The 15257-nt window shown below is 59.0% G+C and carries 15 protein-coding genes and 1 other RNA gene; all 16 read right to left on the bottom strand.

The window, feature by feature from the left end:
* Nucleotides 1–10 precede the first annotated feature (10 nt).
* Complete coding sequence (locus Q4T40_07350) at nucleotides 11–349, bottom strand: DUF1292 domain-containing protein (protein MDT8901047.1); 339 nt, start codon at nucleotides 347–349, stop codon at nucleotides 11–13.
* 55 nt (nucleotides 350–404) lie between these two features.
* The gene (gene ruvX, locus Q4T40_07345; protein MDT8901046.1) at nucleotides 405–833 is read right to left on the bottom strand and encodes a Holliday junction resolvase RuvX; all 429 of its coding nucleotides are present in this window, start codon (nucleotides 831–833) and stop codon (nucleotides 405–407) included.
* Between the two features lie 21 nt (nucleotides 834–854).
* Nucleotides 855–1799 (bottom strand): aldo/keto reductase, encoded by a 945-nt coding sequence (locus Q4T40_07340; GenBank protein ID MDT8901045.1) that lies wholly within the window; start codon nucleotides 1797–1799, stop codon nucleotides 855–857.
* Nucleotides 1800–2054, bottom strand: a complete 255-nt coding sequence (locus tag Q4T40_07335; GenBank protein MDT8901044.1) for an IreB family regulatory phosphoprotein — start codon at nucleotides 2052–2054, stop codon at nucleotides 1800–1802.
* Between the two features lie 127 nt (nucleotides 2055–2181).
* Nucleotides 2182–4806, bottom strand: a complete 2625-nt coding sequence (gene alaS, locus Q4T40_07330; protein ID MDT8901043.1) for an alanine--tRNA ligase — start codon at nucleotides 4804–4806, stop codon at nucleotides 2182–2184.
* A 177-nt stretch (nucleotides 4807–4983) separates the two neighbouring features.
* Nucleotides 4984–6009: an AI-2E family transporter gene (locus tag Q4T40_07325; protein MDT8901042.1), complete on the bottom strand. Its 1026-nt coding sequence runs from the start codon at nucleotides 6007–6009 to the stop codon at nucleotides 4984–4986.
* Nucleotides 6010–6216: 207 nt separating this feature from the next.
* Entirely contained in the window at nucleotides 6217–6456 is a 240-nt protein-coding gene (locus Q4T40_07320; protein MDT8901041.1) for a hypothetical protein, read from the bottom strand.
* On the bottom strand, nucleotides 6456–6980 hold the full coding sequence (locus Q4T40_07315; protein ID MDT8901040.1) for a PRC-barrel domain-containing protein: 525 nt from the start codon (nucleotides 6978–6980) through the stop codon (nucleotides 6456–6458). Before Q4T40_07315 ends, Q4T40_07320 begins: the two co-directional genes overlap by 1 nt.
* A gap of 179 nt (nucleotides 6981–7159) precedes the next feature.
* Nucleotides 7160–8248: a tRNA 2-thiouridine(34) synthase MnmA gene (gene mnmA, locus Q4T40_07310; protein MDT8901039.1), complete on the bottom strand. Its 1089-nt coding sequence runs from the start codon at nucleotides 8246–8248 to the stop codon at nucleotides 7160–7162.
* A gap of 4 nt (nucleotides 8249–8252) precedes the next feature.
* Nucleotides 8253–8627, bottom strand: a complete 375-nt coding sequence (gene nifU / locus Q4T40_07305) for a Fe-S cluster assembly scaffold protein NifU (protein ID MDT8901038.1) — start codon at nucleotides 8625–8627, stop codon at nucleotides 8253–8255.
* 21 nt (nucleotides 8628–8648) lie between these two features.
* The gene (gene nifS / locus Q4T40_07300) at nucleotides 8649–9857 is read right to left on the bottom strand and encodes a cysteine desulfurase NifS (protein MDT8901037.1); all 1209 of its coding nucleotides are present in this window, start codon (nucleotides 9855–9857) and stop codon (nucleotides 8649–8651) included.
* A gap of 10 nt (nucleotides 9858–9867) precedes the next feature.
* Nucleotides 9868–10290 (bottom strand): Rrf2 family transcriptional regulator, encoded by a 423-nt coding sequence (locus Q4T40_07295; protein MDT8901036.1) that lies wholly within the window; start codon nucleotides 10288–10290, stop codon nucleotides 9868–9870.
* Between the two features lie 158 nt (nucleotides 10291–10448).
* On the bottom strand, nucleotides 10449–11771 hold the full coding sequence (locus Q4T40_07290; GenBank protein MDT8901035.1) for a replication-associated recombination protein A: 1323 nt from the start codon (nucleotides 11769–11771) through the stop codon (nucleotides 10449–10451).
* A 17-nt stretch (nucleotides 11772–11788) separates the two neighbouring features.
* The gene (locus Q4T40_07285; protein MDT8901034.1) at nucleotides 11789–12826 is read right to left on the bottom strand and encodes a GntG family PLP-dependent aldolase; all 1038 of its coding nucleotides are present in this window, start codon (nucleotides 12824–12826) and stop codon (nucleotides 11789–11791) included.
* A gap of 310 nt (nucleotides 12827–13136) precedes the next feature.
* A non-coding RNA gene (gene ssrS / locus Q4T40_07280) (6S RNA) lies at nucleotides 13137–13316 on the bottom strand.
* 152 nt (nucleotides 13317–13468) lie between these two features.
* Nucleotides 13469–15256, bottom strand: coding sequence for an aspartate--tRNA ligase (aspS, locus tag Q4T40_07275; protein ID MDT8901033.1), 1788 nt, complete (start codon nucleotides 15254–15256; stop codon nucleotides 13469–13471).
* Nucleotide 15257 lies beyond the last annotated feature (1 nt).

Genomic DNA, 15257 nt, shown 5'->3' with positions numbered 1-15257 from the left:
GTCAGTTCGATTATGCTTCGTCTTCCTCTTCCGCCAGCAGGTCTTCGTAAGCCTGACGGACTTCGTCGAATTCTGCGTCGGTGGGATCGACGTAAATTTCCTCGCCGTTCTCGTCAATATCGATACGGGCGATATAAACGTCGGTTTCCTCATCCTCGCAGCAGCAGCCGCAGCCGCACTCTTCTTCCTCGTCCTCGTCGATGCTGATCGGCACCAGGATGGCGAACTTTTTGTCGCCCACGGGGATGATTACTTCTTCGCGGTAATAATATTCATTGCCCTCTTCGTCGGTCATCACGACTACGGGTTCTTCTTCCATTTCCATGTCGTCATTTTCAAAATCAGCCATTTCGTCACCTCATTTCCTTATGTCACTGTAATTGTAGCCCAGAAGAAATAGCCTGTCAAGGAAGTTTCTGGGCCGGCTTACTGTCGAGATAACCCTGGAGAATAAACACCGCCGCCATCTTGTCAATCACCTCGCGCCGCCGGCGGCGGCTGACGTCGGCCTCGATCAGCGACCGTTCCGCCGCCACCGTCGACAGGCGCTCATCCCACAGCTTGACACCGCATGACGGAAAAGCGGCCGCTATTTCGGCGGCGAAGCGCTGGGTCGACTCGCCCCGCGGTCCAATTGTGCCGTTCATATTCTTTGGCAAACCGATGAGGAAGGTATCGACCTTGTAAGCGGCGACAAGTTCGGCGAGGCGGCGGAAGTCGGCCGCGGGTGAAGTGCGCCGGATGACCTCCAGCCCCTGGGCGGTAAGCCCCAGTTCGTCGCTCACGGCCACGCCGATCGTCCTTTCGCCGACATCAAGTGCTAGTATGCGCATAATGGCTCCCAATTATCTATTCTATATTATTTTTAAACAAAACTCGGGACAGTGTGCTCCGCAATAGCCGCAACAAAGGCATTTCGCCGGGTCGACCGCGATCCGACCGTCCCTGAGGCGCAAAGCGCCGGCCGGACACTTGTCCGCGCACCGCCCGCAGCCTGCGCACCAGTCTTCGATCAACAGCCGCCGCGTGCGTCCCGCAAGGCGACCAGCGATTTCCCGGTCAGGACTTGTCCCCTTGACCAACGCACAGTTATACGCCACCTCATCGGTCGACTGCATCCCCACCGCTACGGAACAAACGCCTGGAGAAGCGAGCACCCAGGAAAGCGCCGCCGCCGCGTCCTTGATGAGGTGGCCTCCGCCCAGCGCTTTCATGGTGTAGACGCCTTTGCCGGCCGCAGCCGCGGCGGCGACAGCGGCGGCCATGTCTTCCGCCGTGCCGTCCATTATCCCGACGCCGCGCCTATTGAACAAAGGGTGGATGACGTCGACCGCGGCCATTTCCGCCGCCGCCCGCGCTACCTCGACAGTATGGGTGGAAACTCCCGCCGCTCTTATCGTCCCCTGACGCTTGGCGTCCGTCAGGTAGGCCAGGGCATCGGCATGGCCTTTTAAAGTCAGGCGGCTGGGCTGCTCGTGCAGCAGGAAAATGTCGATATAGTCGCGGCCGATCGCCCGGCAGGCCTCTTCCACGCTGCGACGCATGTCGTCATAGGTGTAGGCGTAGGATTTTGAAGCCACGATAACGTCGGTCGCGCCGCGAATAGCGGCCTTGATATAAGGGTAGGTGCCGTAGAGTTCGGCGGTGTCAATAAAATTAACCCCTGCGTCCAGGGCCGCCCGGATAACGGCGGCGCCGCTCTGCAGAGGCAATTTTGCCTGCAATGGACCGATGGTCAGCGCCCCGAAGCACAGACGCGACACCAAAAGGCCCGTGTTGCCGAGAACGCGGTACTCCATCTACTTCTTTTCCAGGTAGGCCTTGACCAGTTCTTCGAGCAATTCGTCCCGCTCGAGCTTACGGATCAGCGTGCGGGCATTCTTGTAGCTGGTTATGTAGGTCGGGTCTCCTGACAGAAGGTATCCTACCAGTTGGTTGATCGGGTTGTAACCTTTCTCCCTCAACGCCTCGTATACGGAGTTGATGATGACGGCAGCGTTTTTCTCCTCGCTGTCGACTTTGAACATCATCGTCTGCTCAGACGGATTGGCCATGGGACACCCTCCTCCCCATTAGTATTTCCCGTGCTATACCATTATATTCTACTCTGCCTATTTATTTCCTGTGTGGGCGGAAAATAAATCACGGGCGGGCCTATCCCTGCGGCCCGCCCCTGAAAGCTTATTTTTTAATCTGGCCTTCGAGCGCAGTTTCGGCGGCTTTCAGCGCATCCGCCAGTTTCTCGGGCAGCTTGCCGCCGGCCTGGGCCATGTCCGGGCGACCGCCGCCGCCGCCGCCGGCCACCGCCGCCGCCGCCTTTACGATGTTGCCGGCGTGTGCGCCAAGACCGACAGCCTGGGGAGTGGCCGTAGCCACGAGACTCACCTTGTCGCCTTGTTTGGCGCCGAGCACGATTACGCCCGCCTTGCCGGCCAGCTTGTCGCGCAGCATGTCGGCGAGGTTGCGCAGGCCTTCGATGTCGGGAATGGCAACCTCGGCGCTGATTACCTGGCAGCCGCCGATCGTGACCGGATTATCCGCCAGACGCTGGACTTCTCCCTTCGCCTTCTCAACGTTGGCCTTGGCAAGTTCGCGTTCCACTTCCTTGATTTCCGCGGCCAGAGCCTCCACCTTGCCGGCCAGCTCCTCCGGCCTGGTTTTGAGGGCTGCCGCAGCAGCGGTGAGAATGCGTTCGCGGCTGTTGATGTATTCAAGCGCGCCGCCGCCGGTAACCGCCTCGATACGACGCAGGCCGGAGCCGACGCTGGCTTCGCTGACGATCTTGAACAGGGCTATTTCTGCCGTGCTGCCCACGTGACTGCCGCCGCACAGTTCCTTGCTGAAGTCGCCGGCGACGACTACCCTCACCTTATGGCCGTATTTTTCGCCGAACAGCGCCACCGCCCCCATGTCCCTGGCTAGGTCCTGGGTGGTTTCGATGGCCGCGACCGGGATGTTGTCGAGGATGGCCTGGTTGACCAGCCTTTCGACCTCGGCAAGTTCCGGTTCAGTTACCGGGGCGAAATGGGTAAAATCGAACCGCAGTCTGTCGGAACCAACCAACGAACCGGCCTGGTTCACGTGACTGCCGACGACCTGCTTGAGGGCGGCGTGGAGAAGATGGGTCGCGGTATGGTTGCGGGCGGTTGCAAGGTGGCGGGGCATTTCAACCGCTACCTTTACGGTATCGCCTGTCTTGAGCGTTCCTTCCTCGATATAGCCGACATGGTAGACGGTGCCGTCAGGCAGCTTCTGGGCCGTGCTGACCCGCATCTTTCCCAAGGGTCCGGCGACAACGCCGGCGTCGCCGACCTGGCCGCCGCTTTCGGCGTAGAAGGGGGTGACGTTCAAGATAACGGCCGCCTCTTCGCCGTCGTTAGCTTCGGCGAGGACCTTGCCGTCCTTGAGGATGACGACGATCTTGGCAGTATCGGCGCACGGGTCTTGGACCACGGGCGCGTTGATTACGCCGGTCAGATCGGGCAGGTCGATACGGGCGTTTTCGCTGCGGGCGGCGCGGGCCCGCTCCCGCTGCTGGTTCATAGCGTCATCGAAAGCGGTCTTGTCCATCGACATGCCGTTTTCGGACAGGATTTCCTCGGTCAGCTCCCACGGGAAGCCGAAGGTATCGTAGAGACGAAAGGCCGACGCGCCGTCGAGAGTTTTACCGCCGGCCGCCTTCAGCTCATCGATGTGCTTGTTGAGAAGGTCGAGTCCCTGGAGAAGGGTGGCGCCGAAGCGGTCTTCCTCCATCTGGATGACTTTCTTGATATAGGCCCGCTTTTCGCCAATATCGGGATAAGGCTCGGCGAAAATATCCGCCACGACATCGACGATCGCGGTGAGAAAGGGTTTGTCGACCCCCATCAGGCGTCCGTGGCGGACGGCCCGGCGGAGGATGCGGCGAAGCACGTAGCCGCGGCCTTCGTTGGCAGGCAGGATGCCGTCGCCGATCATGACCACCATGCTGCGGCCGTGGTCGGCGATGACCTTGAGGGATACGTCGGTATGCGCCGAGGCGCCGTACTTGACACCGGCTACTTTTTCCATGTGCTCAATGATCGGGAAAAGCAGATCGGTCTCGAAATTGGACTTTTTATTCTGCAGCACCGACGCGATGCGTTCGAGGCCGGCGCCGGTATCGATGTTTTTCTTGGCGAGCGGCGTGTAGTTGCCGGCTTCGTCGCGGTCGAACTGGGTGAAGACAAGATTCCAGATTTCCAGGTAACGGTCGCAGTTGCAGCCGACGGCGCAATCCGGCTTGCCGCAGCCGCGTTCCGGCCCGAGGTCTACGTAAATCTCCGAGCAGGGACCGCAGGGGCCGGGGCCGATTTCCCAGAAGTTGTCCTCCATGCGGACAATGCGCTCAACCGGCACGCTGATATCGTCGCGCCAGATTTCGAAGGCTTCATCGTCCTTGGTGTGGATGGTGACCCACAGCTTGTCGGGGTGAAGGCCGAGTTCCTTGGTTACGAACTCCCACCCCCAGGCGATAGCGTCCTTCTTGAAGTAGTCGCCGAAGGAGAAATTGCCGAGCATTTCGAAGAAGGTGTGATGCCTGGCGGTACGGCCGACATTTTCTATATCGCCGGTACGCACGCACTTCTGGCTGGTGGCGATCCGCAGGTGGGGAGGCTTCATCTTGCCGGTGAAGAAGGGCTTGAACGGCGCCATGCCGGCGCCGATTAACAGCAGAGTCGGGTCGTTCTCGGGAACGAGCGGGTAGCTGGGAAGAACGAGATGATCTTTACTGGCGAAAAACTGCAGGAATTTCTTGCGCAGTTCATTTCCGGTCAAGTTTATCAACCTCCACAATTAGGCAAACATTCTCTTGGAATTATACATAATTTGGACTTTAATGTCAATGAATCCGTCTACGATGCCGACAGTCGCCATTAGACGGCGGAACGGATTGCCAAATACTACCCAGGAGGAACAGGATGCTGAATCGTAGGCTACGCAGCAGCCAATCTTCCCCTGTTCTCATATCAGGATACGAAACAGATGGCTTAGCAGCACCTTTCCCACCGCTCCGGCCGGCACGCCTAGCAGCATGCCCATCAGCCCGCCCAACTCCTCGCCGATAAAGAGGAACATGATCACAGACAGGGGGTGGAGCCCGATGTTGTCGCCAAGGATTTTAGGGCCGATGACCGTCCCCTCCAACTGATGGATGACGAAAAAGAGCAGCCCGACTTTGAAGGCCAGCAGCGGCGATGTCAGCAGCGCCACGGTGACCGCCGGGGTGGCGCCGATGAAGGCTCCGAAATAAGGGATTATATCGAGCGCGCCGGCGAGGATGCCGATGATGAGGGCGTAACGGACATCGAGGAGATAGAGCCCCGTGCTGACGAGAATACCGACGATGATAGCTACCGTCACCTGGCCACGGATTACTCCCGACAGCACGCCGTCTACGTCACGGAGGATGAGGACAGTTTCGTGACGCCACCGGGCAGGCAGCGTGCGGAGTACGGCCGCGCTCAGCTCATGCCAGTCGTGGAGGAGATAAAAAGCGAGTACCGGGCTTATCGCCAGACCGATGAAGTGAGTTAGCATATGCATGATGCCGCCGACAATGCCGGCGACGAACGACTGCAGCGACGCCTGGAGGGTGGTGAGGCCGTTGTCGAGAGCGGCGCGCAGCGAGTGGGGCAGCGCGGACTGCTGATATTGCGACTGAAGGGCGACGACCAGTTCTTCACCCTTGGCTATCATCGCGGGCAATTCCTGGCCAAAACCTTCCAATTCACGAATCAGCACCGGGATTAGCCAGCTACCGACCACAAACAGGCACGCGAACAGCAGGACGTACACCCAGGCGATTGCCCAAACCCGCTTTATGCCTTTGCCCTCAAGGTACCCCACCGCCGGGTTGAGCAAATAGGCAAGAAAAAATGCAATAATGAAAGGATAAAGGCCGCCGCGCACCAACCATAGGAAATATGCGGCCAGCAGGGCGAAAAACAGTAGCAGTGCGGCCCGTATCGTCGTCCGCGTTATCACCACTTGTCTCACCTCATAGTGAAGGGGAGACCGGGCGGTCTCCCCTTCACTTAATCAAGTTTCTTCATAATCCTTTTTCTGGCCCGACGGGCTTCCCGCATCAGATCACGCGTAGTGTGCCCGAGAGCCTCGGCGCTCCGTTCCATCAGCGGTTTCCTCTGCGGTCTCAACATGGGACTCATGATGGCGCCTAGTACGGTTCCGACAACGCTACCCCAGATTAACCCGTGCATGAATTTGCTGCGCATCATATCCCCCCTCTTGCATCACTAAATTTACGCCCCCGGCCGAGGGGTCGGCGTACAGTGTCAGACTGCCGTCAGGCTCGACGTTGAAGATAGTCACGCGGGGACCACGGACGACAAACTCCACGCAACAGTCCCAGCAGTAGTACTGATCTGCTCCGACCTTGCCGACCGCGCGCTTGGCGCACACAGGGCAAGTCACCATTAACACACACCACCCGGATCGTGATTTGCTGTCTGGAGCAGCTCGATCATCGCTTCCGGCACGATCAGCCTGTCCTTGCCTACCACCTGGGCCGGCGGCAGCGGCATAATCAAACGACCGCAGAGGAAATCGGTGATAAGTCCGTCCGACAGCTCATAGAAGCGGATTTCCCCCGTCGCCGGCTCCCAGGAAACATCGGTCATCACTCCGAGATAGTCCCCCGTCTCGGTGTAGATTTCCTTATCGCATAACACCGATAACGTGTTAACCTCGGCGACGGCCATGGCAGCGGAAAAATCCCGCACCGCAGCCGCGCTCCTGACGGTCACGGCGTCGCGCCCGATGCTGTAAAGGTCGGCGAAGAAGATGCCTCTTTCGTGGCTGAACCAGGTCGGCTCGGCGATCACTATCCCGGTGACGGCCGCCTGCCCGATATTCAGGACCACTTCCTGGACTTCGCCAATCTGGGTGCCATTTTCGATCTCCAGCACCGGCAGGCCGAGCAATCGCCGCAGTTTCTGCATACAGGCCAGCCTTTCCGTCGAAACAGATTGCACTAGTATTATGGCCGGATTCGCCGCCTTTTATTTAAGAAGGCCGCGGAAAAGTTCCGGCGAACTTTTCCGCGGCCTGCAGAGCAACACTGTTAGTTTGGTTTTTCCTTATAGAGGCATATTGTCCGAATATCCCGTTTTTTATCCCATTACCCCACAACTTTGCCGATAATGCCGCCGCCCAAAACGATGTCCCCGTCGTAAAAAACGACCGACTGTCCGGGGGTTATGGCCCGCTGGGGAGTTTCGAACCGAATCCGCACCTGGCCGTCGGTGAACGGCGTAATAATCGCCGGAGCCTCGCGGGCGCTGTAACGAATCTTGACCGCCGCCGCCAGCGGGGCGGATAAGTCGTCGAAGGCGATGTAGTTTAGATCGCCGGCGATCAGTTCACTGGCGAAAACGTCGTCGTCATCGCCGACGATTACCTGGTTTCGGTCTGTATCGAGAGCGACGACGTAAAGCGGTCGGCCGGCCGCAATGCCCAAGCCCTTGCGCTGGCCGACGGTGTATAACGGCAGGCCTTTGTGCCGGCCAAGAATCCGGCCGTGCGTGTCAACAATATCCCCGGGCCTGAGGCTGCCGGGAGCTTTCTCGGCGAGAAACCGCTGATAATCGTCGTCAGGTACGAAACAGATCTCCTGGCTGTCAGGCTTGTCGGCGACGGCGAGGCCGATCTCGCGGGCCATCCGGCGGGTTTCCACCTTGGTATATTCACCCAACGGCATGAGGAAATGCCTGAGAGTATGCTGGTTGAGGTGATAAAGCGCATAAGACTGGTCCTTGGTCGAGTCCACGCCCTTGCGAAGCAGAAACCGCTTCCTTGTTCCGTCGTAGCCGATACGGGCGTAATGGCCGGTGGCGACATACTCCGCCCCCAAGGCCAGCGCCTTTTTCAGCAGGCCTTCGAACTTGACGTAACGGTTGCAGGCGATGCAGGGGTTAGGAGTGCGGCCGGCGGCGTATTCGGCGATAAAATAGTCGACAACCGTCTCCTGGAAAAGGGCGCGAAAATTGAGCACATAATAAGGAATGCCCAGCCTGTCGGCGACCCGACGCGCATCAGCCACCGCCGACAGCGAACAGCAGCCCCGTTCGTCGGCGTCTTCGCGCTCATTGTCCCAAATCTGCATAGTTGCGCCGATTACGTCGTAGCCCTGGTGCACGAGAAGGGCGGCAGTCAAAGAACTGTCCACCCCTCCGCTCATGGCGACGACCACTTTCGGTTTAGCCGTCACACTATCACTTTCCTTTTTTGTCGATGTAATCCTTAATGGCGTGGTGCAGGGCATCGGCCGCCAGATTTGAACAGTGCATCTTGGCCGGCGGCAATCCGCCCAGGGCCTCGGCGACCGCCTGGTTGGATATCTCCAGGGCCTCGGAAAGCTTTTTGCCTTTCACCATCTCGGTGACCATGCTGCTGGTGGCAATCGCCGCGCCGCAGCCGAAGGTCTTGAATTTGACGTCGGTGATGACGTCGTTGTCATCGACCTTCAGGTATATGCGCATGATGTCGCCGCATTTGGCGTTGCCCACTTCGCCGATTCCGCTGGCTTCCTTGATTTCGCCGACGTTGCGCGGATTGGTGAAATGGTCCATAACTTTTTCCGTATACATGGTATCTCCCCTATCTTATCATTAATGCATGTGGCATTCGTTGCACGGATTGTTGACCACCGTTTTGGCGCTCTCGCCGAACAGCGGCGACATGGCGCGCAGCCTGTCGATTATTTCCGGCAGTACCTGGAGGAAGTATTCCACCTCTTCGGCGGTGTTGCCGCGGCCAAGGGTAACGCGCAACGACCCGTGGGCCACCTCGTGGGTAAGTCCCATCGCCAAAAGCACGTGCGACGGGTCGAGCGACCCGGAGGTACAGGCCGAACCGCTGGAGGCGGCGATGCCTTTGAGGTCAAGGTTAAGAAGCAACGATTCACCCTCGATAAAGAGGAAGCTGAAGTTGACATTGCCGGGAAGACGCTCAGTCGGGTGGCCGTTCAGCTTGACATGGGGAACCTTCGTCATGACCTCGTTGATTATCCTATCGCGAAGTTTGGCAAGATAAGTGACCTTCTGGGCCATATCCCGCTTGGCAATTTCCGCTGCTTTGCCGAGGCCGACGATGCCGGGGACATTTTCGGTGCCCGCCCGCATGTTGCGCTCGTGGCCGCCGCCGTGCTGAACCGCCTCGATGCGTACCCCTTTCCTGATATAAAGGGCGCCGATGCCTTTGGGGGCATGGAATTTATGGCCGGACAGCGCCAACATGTCGATGTTCATTTCTTGGACGTTTATAGGATAATTACCTACCGCCTGCACGGCGTCGGTATGAAAGTAAATGCCTTTTTCGCGAGCGATCCTGCCAATTTCCTGCACCGGCTGGATGGTGCCGACTTCGTTATTGGCCATCATGATGGAAATAAGGATGGTTTTGTCGGTGATGGCTTTCTGAAGCTCTTCGACACTCACCATGCCGTATTCGTCCACTGGCAGGTAGGTCACCGTAAAGCCGTGCTTCTCGAGATACTCGCAGGTATGGAGCACCGCGTGATGCTCGATAGCCGAGGTGATTATATGATTGCCTTTCTTGCGGTTGGCGAACGCAACACCTTTGATGGCGAGGTTGTCGGCCTCGGTGCCGCCGCTGGTGAAGAAGATTTCGTTGGCGGTCGCCCCGATGAGTTTGGCCACCTTTTCGCGAGCCTCATCCACCGCTTTGCGGGCTTCGCGGCCGAAACTATGAATGCTCGATGCGTTGCCGAATTTTTCGGTCATGTATTCCAGCACCGCCGCTGCCGCTTCCTTGTCGACGGGGGTTGTGGCCGAATGATCGAAGTAAATGCGTTTCATGCTATCACTCCTATGCTTTGTCTTCATTCGCCAAGTCGGCGAGGGTAATCGAATCTAGCACCGCATCGATGCTGTCGCGCACTTTCGCCCAAACGCCCCGCGTCACGCAGTTCCCGGCTCGGGCACAATATTTATTGTCAGCGGTGTCGGCCAGCAGGCAGTCGACCGGTGCGGTCGGCCCCTCCATTATCCTGATGATATCGCCCACGGTAATCTCTTCCGGAGACTTTGTCAGAGTATAGCCCCCCTGGGCGCCGCGCACGCTTTTGACATAGCCGGCCTTTCGCAACGTTCCCATAAGCTGTTCGAGATAGTGCTCGGAAATCCCCTGGCGCTGAGCGACGCTTTTAAGGGAAATCGGCCCCTGTCCGTGGTGAAGAGCCAAATCGAACATAGCGGATACGCCATAACGCCCTTTGGTGGACAGCTTCACTTTGAATCACCCGCTTTTCCGAGTATTACGATAGGATTTGTTTAGATTCAATATACCAGAAAAAGGTCGGGTTGTAAAGACGATGCGCTATTATTTTTGACCCGCCGACTCGGATTTATTCCGGACGCAAAAAGCCCTTCTCGACCACGGCGGCCTTGTCATTTCGCCGGCCGCGCATTGCCCCGCTCGCGCAGCCTGCGCGCGATCTCGGCCTCAAATCCCTGGTCGGTCGGCCGGTAATAAACGTATTCTTTCAATTCGTCCGGAAGATACTGCTGAGACACGTAAGCGCCGGGAAAATTGTGCGGATATTTATAGTCCTGGCCGTGCCCCCACAGCTTGGCGCCTTTATAACTGGCGTCCCGCAGGTGAAGCGGCACGCGGCCGCCTTCTTTTTCCCGCACGTCGGCCATTGCCTGGTCGACAGCCACATACGCGGCATTGCTTTTGGGGGCGGCGGCTATATAGACTACCGCCTGTGCGAGGGGAATGCGGGCTTCGGGCAGGCCGATGAACTGCACGGCGTGCATGGCCGCGGTCGCCACCACCAGTGCCTGCGGATCGGCGTTGCCGACATCCTCGGCAGCACAGATGACAATCCGGCGGGCAATGAACTTCACATCCTCACCGGCTTCGAGCATGCGGGCGAGATAATGAAGGGCGGCGTCGGGGTCGGAACCGCGCATGCTCTTTATAAAAGCCGACGCCACGTCGTAATGCGTGTCGCCTTTCTTGTCATAGCCGATGACCCGCTCGCCGGCGATTGACTTGAGGAGCTCCAGGGTTATTTCCCGCGGGCCGTCGCCAGTCGCCATCGCCGCAGCCTGCTCCAGCAGGTTGAGGGCTACACGGGCGTCGCCGCCGGTGAAATCGGCGATGGCGGCTAAAACAGCCGGAGCGCAAGTGATGCCCGTTCCGCCCAGGCCGCGTTCCTCGTCAGCCAGCGCGGCGGCGAGGATAGCGACCACCTCGTCGGGGCCGAGCGGCAGGAGGCGAAACACCCTTGCCCGCGACAACAGCGGCGAATTCACTTCAAAATACGGATTCTCGGTCGTGGCGCCGATCAGCGTGACGGTGCCGTTCTCCACAAAAGGCAACAGAACATCCTGCTGCGATTTGGAAAAGCGGTGAATCTCGTCGACGAACAGGATGGTGCGCTGCCGCAGCAGCCGCAACCTTTTCTGGGCAGCGTCGATAATCCTGCGGATGTCGGCCACCCCCGCCGAGACAGCGTTGAGCTGCTCGAACTGGGCGTCCGTCTCGCGGGCGATGATATGAGCTAGGGTGGTTTTGCCCGTGCCCGGCGGCCCGAAGAGGATCATGGACGGCACGGTGTCGGCATCGATCATGCGGCGAAGAAACCGCCCGGGGGCGATAAGATCGGCCTGGCCGACGAATTCCGCCAGCGTAAGCGGGCGCATCCTCACCGCCAGCGGCGCCGCAAGCTCCGGCCCGCTGTCCTGTTCCTCGAAAAGGCTCATAATGAAAAGTCCTTCTTTCAGCTACATTCTTGCTTCAGCTTGGCCAGAACATCGACGGTGTAATCGATATCGGCGCGGTCGACGCCGAAATGGGTAACCATCCGCACCCGCCGTTCGCCAAAGGCGTTGGCCTTTATGCCACGGTCCTTGAGCATGGCGACAAACGCGGGAGCATCGGTCTTGAGGCCGTCCGTCGAAAAAATAACGATATTGGTCTGCACCGTGCTCATATCGATCACATAGCCGCTGGCGGCGATCGCCTCGCCAAGCAACCGGGCGTTGGTATGATCCTCCGCAAGACGGTCGACCATCGTTTTCAGGGCGACGATGCCGGCCGCGGCGACGATACCGGCCTGACGCATGCCGCCGCCGAGCATCTTGCGGAAGCGGCGGGCCTTTTCGATGTAGGGGCGTGTACCGACCAGCAGCGACCCCACCGGCGCGGCCAGTCCCTTGGAAAGACAGAATTGCACGGTATCGGCATGTTGAGCGATCTCCGCGACGGCTACGCCCTGCGCGACCGCCGCGTTAAAGATGCGGGCCCCGTCCATATGTACCGGGATATGGAACTCGTCGGCCAGCCTGCGGATGGCGGCGAGTTCGCCCAGGGGGTAACAGGTGCCGCCGGCCCGGTTATGGGTATTTTCTACGCAGATAAGGGCGGTTTCGGGGGCGTGTATGTCGATGGGGCGGATGGCTCCGCGGATGGCTGCGGCGGTCATTACGCCGCGGTCGCCTATGACCGGACGAACCTGGGCGCCGGCGAGGCAGGCCAAACCGGCGACCTCGTAATAATAAATATGCGATTCCATCTCGCAGATTATCTCGTCGCTCTTCTTGGTGTGGGCCATCGCCGCCACCTGATTGCCCATCGTCCCGCTGGTGAGGAAAAGCCCGGCTTCCTTGCCCATCATCGCCGCTCCCAGTTCCTCCAAAGCCATTACGGTAGGGTCCTCGCGATATACGTCGTCGCCCACCTCGGCCCGGAACATGGCCTGTCTCATCTCCTCGGTCGGCATCGTCACGGTATCGCTGCGCAAATCGACTGTTCGCACGTGATCACTCCTACAAAACGTTATTCCTGTATTAATTCTGGTCGAAAGGCAAAAATCCTATGACAGCCAAACAAAAAACGCCGCCAGTAAGGCGGCGCCTGCTTGCGACGGCAACGGTCGTTATCTCAACAACAGCGGAACCAGGACTAAGAGTGCCACCAGCACCCACATCAGTATTCAGGGACTGCAGAGGCTGCGCAGAAAATCCTTCATCGGCTTCCCTCCCTTTTACCGAACGGATTCCCCGTCGCCCCGGGCTTTTCCTGCCTGCGAAAACAAAAAGCCCGCACATTAGTGCCGGCTGAGCATAATAATCCCCACCATGCCGTTTCGCCCCTGTTTTGAACCTGCCTCAGCAGGTGGGTGCCCTCCTGCCTGCTTTATGTGTCCCCAAACGATCAGGGGCATACACGCCACAAACAGAGTCCGGGCTCCCGCAGTAAATGTGTTGGCTCAAAACATAGGCTTTCCACGCACACAGCAGGGCTTATTACACAATAATTTTTTGACTTTTCCGTTATTAGCGGATTCCGTCTTTATATTAGCAAACTTGCCGGCGAAAAGCAAGGGAAAAGCGGCCGGGATATTCTGCCAGTGATGGCGATCATTGCCGTCGCCCTGGGTTATCCGAGCCGCTTCGCTTTATTTCTTTATCACCGTGTCCAGCTTGATGGCGAGGTCCTTGAGCTGCCGGGGCGAAACCGCCGAAGGCGCCTGGGACATGAGGTCGGTCGCGCTTTGTGTCTTGGGAAAAGCGATGACGTCGCGGATCGAAGGCCGTCCCGCCATCAGCATCACCATCCGGTCGAGGCCGAAGGCGATGCCGCCGTGGGGAGGCGTGCCGTATTCGAACGCTTCCAATAAAAAGCCGAACTGCTCCGTCGCTTCCTCGTCCGAAAGGCCGATAGCCTTGAAGACCTTTTCCTGCAGATCGCGCTGGTAGATACGGATGCTGCCGCCGCCCAGCTCGGTGCCGTTGAGGACCATATCGTAAGCCTTGGCCCTGATGCGGCCGGGATCGCTGGCGAGATAATCGACATCCTCGTCGCGGGGCGAGGTAAACGGGTGGTGCATGGCCACCCACCGCTTTTCTTCCGGGTCGTATTCAAACATCGGGAAATCGATGACCCAGGCGAAGGCCAGTTTGTTGGCGTCGATGAGATTTTGCCGGCGAGCCATCTCAAGCCGGAGCTGACCGAGCGCGGGATTGAGAACCGCGGGCGCATCGGCCATGATGAGCAGCAGGTCGCCCTCCTCGGCGCCGGCTGCGGCCGTGACCTTGGCGATCGTCGTTTCGCTGAAGAATTTGGTGATCTGCGACTTTATGCCCTCGCCCGTATAACACATCCAGGCCAGCCCTTTGCCGCCGTACTGGCCGACGTATTCGACCAGGCCGTCAAGCTCGCGGCGCGCAATGGCGGCGTAGCCCTTCACGTTGATAGCTTTAACCTTGCCGCCGGCGGCGAGGACGTTCTCGAACACCTTGAAATCAGAACCGCGCACCGCGTCGGTGAGGTCGATCATTTCCATGCCGAATCTCAGATCAGGCTTGTCCGAACCGTACTTGTCCATCGCTTCGTCGTAGCCGAGCCGCGGGAAAGGGGTCGGCACGTCGGCCCCGATGGCTTCCCTGAAAAGATAGGCGACCATGTTCTCCATCGTGGTCAGCACTTCCTCGCGATCGACGAAGGACATCTCGATGTCGAGCTGCGTAAACTCCGGCTGACGGTCGGCGCGCAGATCCTCGTCGCGGAAGCAGCGGGCGATCTGAAAATAACGTTCGAAGCCAGACACCATCAAGATTTGCTTGAATATCTGCGGCGACTGAGGCAGGGCGTAGAACTTGCCGGGGTTGACCCGGCTGGGCACCAGGTAATCCCGCGCGCCCTCCGGGGTGCTTTTAGTCAGCATCGGCGTCTCGACCTCGATAAAGCCCTGCCGATCGAGGAAGTCGCGCATCAGCTTGGCGACGCGGTGGCGGAGGATGAGATTGCGCTGCATCTCCGGCCGGCGCAGGTCGAGGTAACGGTATTTTAGCTTAAGGACCTCGTCCACGTCGACATCGTCCTGAATATAGAACGGCGGCGTCTTGGCGGCGTTGAGGATACGCAGTTCGGCGCCTGCTATTTCGATTTCGCCGGTGGCCATGTTGGCGTTAACGGTGTCGGCATCGCGCATGCGAACGGTGCCGCGAACGGCCAGCACGTACTCGGTGCGCACGGTCTCAGCCTTGCGGAAAGCGGCAGGCTCGGTGTCGGGCGAAAAAACCAGTTGCACCATGCCCGAGCGATCCCTGAGGTCGACGAAAATCAGGCCGCCGTGGTCGCGGCGGCGGGCCATCCAGCCGCATAGCACGACCTCCTGGCCGGCGTGTTGCTTTGTCAGTTCACCACAGCTATGGGTGCGTTTCAATCCAAGAAGCGAGTCCATG

This window comes from Selenomonadales bacterium 4137-cl, from assembly GCA_032334055.1.
In the GTDB taxonomy this organism is placed as follows: Bacteria; Bacillota; Negativicutes; order Sporomusales; family UBA7701; genus Anaeroselena; species Anaeroselena agilis.
This window is presented reverse-complemented; position numbering and strand designations above follow the sequence as displayed.

Bases quoted from the DNA above. Each gene is read 5' to 3' on its own strand.
- Q4T40_07350 (MDT8901047.1), bottom strand. From the start codon at position 349: ATGGCTGATTTTGAAAATGACGACATGGAAATGGAAGAAGAACCCGTA.
- Q4T40_07315 (MDT8901040.1), bottom strand. From the start codon at position 6,980: ATGCAGAAACTGCGGCGATTGCTCGGCCTGCCGGTGCTGGAGATCGAA.
- Q4T40_07290 (MDT8901035.1), bottom strand. From the start codon at position 11,771: ATGAGCCTTTTCGAGGAACAGGACAGCGGGCCGGAGCTTGCGGCGCCG.
- ruvX (MDT8901046.1), bottom strand. From the start codon at position 833: ATGCGCATACTAGCACTTGATGTCGGCGAAAGGACGATCGGCGTGGCC.
- nifU (MDT8901038.1), bottom strand. From the start codon at position 8,627: ATGTATACGGAAAAAGTTATGGACCATTTCACCAATCCGCGCAACGTC.
- Q4T40_07320 (MDT8901041.1), bottom strand. From the start codon at position 6,456: ATGGTGACTTGCCCTGTGTGCGCCAAGCGCGCGGTCGGCAAGGTCGGA.
- Q4T40_07335 (MDT8901044.1), bottom strand. From the start codon at position 2,054: ATGGCCAATCCGTCTGAGCAGACGATGATGTTCAAAGTCGACAGCGAG.
- Q4T40_07340 (MDT8901045.1), bottom strand. From the start codon at position 1,799: ATGGAGTACCGCGTTCTCGGCAACACGGGCCTTTTGGTGTCGCGTCTG.
- aspS (MDT8901033.1), bottom strand. From the start codon at position 15,256: ATGGACTCGCTTCTTGGATTGAAACGCACCCATAGCTGTGGTGAACTG.
- nifS (MDT8901037.1), bottom strand. From the start codon at position 9,857: ATGAAACGCATTTACTTCGATCATTCGGCCACAACCCCCGTCGACAAG.